This is a genomic window from Vibrio sp. OPT46 (assembly GCF_015163535.1).
Taxonomy (GTDB): Bacteria; Pseudomonadota; Gammaproteobacteria; order Enterobacterales; family Vibrionaceae; genus Vibrio; species Vibrio alginolyticus.
This window is the reverse complement of the sequence record NZ_JADDYG010000172.1, coordinates 1-2,443: the sequence shown is the minus strand read 5'-3', so window position 1 is coordinate 2,443 and position 2,443 is coordinate 1. Positions and strand designations below refer to the sequence as shown.

Annotated in this window: 4 protein-coding genes; all 4 read right to left on the bottom strand. The window is 44.6% G+C overall.

What is annotated here, in order from left to right:
- Window positions 1-233: cytochrome b562 (locus IQR33_RS08335; protein WP_228013802.1), on the bottom strand; the 233-nt coding region annotated here is incomplete at its 3' end.
- Between the two features lie 155 nt (window positions 234-388).
- Complete coding sequence (locus tag IQR33_RS08330) at window positions 389-1,141, bottom strand: phosphatase (protein WP_193837843.1); 753 nt, start codon at window positions 1,139-1,141, stop codon at window positions 389-391.
- A gap of 83 nt (window positions 1,142-1,224) precedes the next feature.
- A complete protein-coding gene (locus IQR33_RS08325; RefSeq protein WP_170889967.1) occupies window positions 1,225-1,671 on the bottom strand; it encodes an SRPBCC family protein in 447 nt (148 codons plus the stop codon).
- Window positions 1,672-1,770: 99 nt separating this feature from the next.
- Window positions 1,771-2,443, bottom strand: a 673-nt coding sequence (locus tag IQR33_RS08320; RefSeq protein ID WP_193843620.1) for a DMT family transporter, incomplete at its 5' end; no start/stop codon positions are given.

Sequence of the window (2,443 nt, the reverse complement as noted above, 5' to 3'; positions counted from 1 at the left end):
CCTTCTAAGTAAGTATCAAACTTCTCTGGTGGGTAATTACCACGCTTAGATTGTTCAACAATCGCTTGCAAGCTATCAATCGCAGATTTCATGGTTTCGACATCAGATGCTTCTGCCGCCTGTTTGAATTCCATCTTCATCTGTTTCATGTTTTGTTTTAAATCAACCGCTTCTGCCATTGCGTATGTTGAGCCAAACGCAATCGCACACCCTAGGACTAAAGGACGTAACATTTTCACTTCTCCATTTATAGTGCCGAATTCTGTGTCGGCTTTATTCACCCAAACAACCTACGCCATAAGAGGCGAAAAACTAGCTTAGTTGAGTATTTCCGGGTCGCAGTGTAAAGCAATCTGGCGTCGGGTGCATACCTTAAATGTAATCAAGTTTATGCGTTGAGAATGCTGTCATATTCTGCAATTGGTTTACGGCCTCTCAAAGCTAAGAAAGACAAAAACTGCTGAGCGGTGTGAGTAATCACTTTCTTGCTATCAATACCCACTTTGTCCATTAACTCTCCAACCAAATCCAGATTACCAACATCGTGACAGAAATGCGCGTCACTGCCCGTGGTGAAGAAAACACCGAGATCTTTCCCGATTTGTGCAATCTCGTGGCAACGGTCTACGCTGCCTACTCGGCTGTTGCCTTTCAGCGTGGTGTTATTAATTTCAATCGCGACATTGTGCTCTTTCGCGCACGCTAAAACGGTCTGAAAATCAAAGTCGAAATTTGGATTACCAAGATGACCGAGCGCATCAATACGACCACTCTGAATGACATTAACAAGTGCTTCCGTGTGAGTTTGCTTGTTTGCAGGACGAAAAACGGGTTCATGAAAACTCGCGATCACCCAATCTAAGTTGCGGTCCACACTCAGTGGAATATCAATGTAGCCTTCGGTATTCATAATGTTAGATTCAGCGCCACGAATAATCGCAACGCCTTCAAGAAAGCGAGGCAGAATTTTCTGGTTCGAGAAGAACCAGTAATGAGGCGCACCCGGCATTGATTCTGCGTGATCGGTCGTGCAGAACATATCCAGCCCGTTCTCTTTTGCCAACTTTGCATTTTCAATCAAGGTACTGTACGCGTGACCACTGGCGTACGTATGTGTATGGGTATCAACTTTAAATTCCATCATCCACTCTCTTAGGTGCGCTATCTTGCGTGCTATTGTATACCTTCAGGCAACGCATCGTCAGCCCAAGATAAGCAAGAACCCTAAGCTTGCTCTTCACAAATGGCTTTTATCAAGGGTAAGGCTTTTTCCCATCCGTGATTAAACATGGAAACAAAGTCATTGTGAGTATGAATGGTAACATTGAGTAGTAAACGATCGTTGTTGGTATCGATCTGGTAGATCTCTCGCGATCCGATCCACCTAGATGCTAGGTCAGCATCGAGTTGTTGACGATTATCCGGATTAAAAATGGCAACATGATGAAATTCAAGTTTTTGAAGGGGTAGCACCGTATCTATGATCGCCCTTGTCCCGCCCATATCTGGATCAAAAAAAGTGATGCCACCTCCTTCTTCCCAAGCTCCTTCAAATTGAGACTGCGGTGAAAAGGCTTGCGCCCAACGTTTATACAACTCAACATCGGTTAGCACTTCCCACACTCGTTGCGGTGTCGCCGAAATTTCGACGTAATAATTTAGCGTAAGCATGATTTCTCTCCCTGAACCTTTCTTGACGCTAGCCCATACTCAGGAAAAATCAAACCACACGACCAATTTATCTACCTGCCCCCTTCATTTTCCGACAGACTAAGAAGTTCTCGCTTGTAAACCGCCACTGCGATGCGCCTTAAAGCGAACCCAACATGTGTTCAGTATGATTGCGAGCACTATTAAACTCATCCCAACAATTTGACTTTGACTCATTCGGTCTTCAAAAAACAGGCTCTGCCAAACCGCAGTGAACAATAAGTTAGTAAAAATGAGTGGTGCAAGTTGAGAGCCACTGCTTGCCAGTTTATATGCTTTGGAGCGAAAAACTTGGGTGTTAATGATCATCAGAGACATCATACCGATCCACAGCGTATTTGAAGAAATCTCAGGCGCCATAACACTCATATTAAGTAACACGTCGAAGTCGTTAAACAAAGTTAGCGGCAACAGAAATACGGCAGCAAAACCAAACGCCCAAAAGTTGATTTCTAGCGGCGACATATTTGTTTTACTCACTTTATATAACGTAAGCTGAGAACCAGAATTGAAGAGTCCACCAGCCAAGCCGAGCAATAAATCCGCTCGCCATGTGATCTCACTTCCACCGCCCGCCAACATAACCACACCAGTGAACGCCATTGCTAAAGCCGCCAATGTTGAAACACGAATGCGCCCCCTCATGAACAGCTTTTCAACCAAGGGAATAAATAATGGGCCAGTAGCAAACAAAACGACCCCCTCAACGAGCGTTAACGTTTGTAATGACGCG

Coding starts and splice junctions, on each gene's coding strand:
- IQR33_RS08330 (WP_193837843.1), bottom strand. CDS start 1,141: ATGGAATTTAAAGTTGATACCCATACACATACGTACGCCAGTGGTCAC.
- IQR33_RS08325 (WP_170889967.1), bottom strand. CDS start 1,671: ATGCTTACGCTAAATTATTACGTCGAAATTTCGGCGACACCGCAACGA.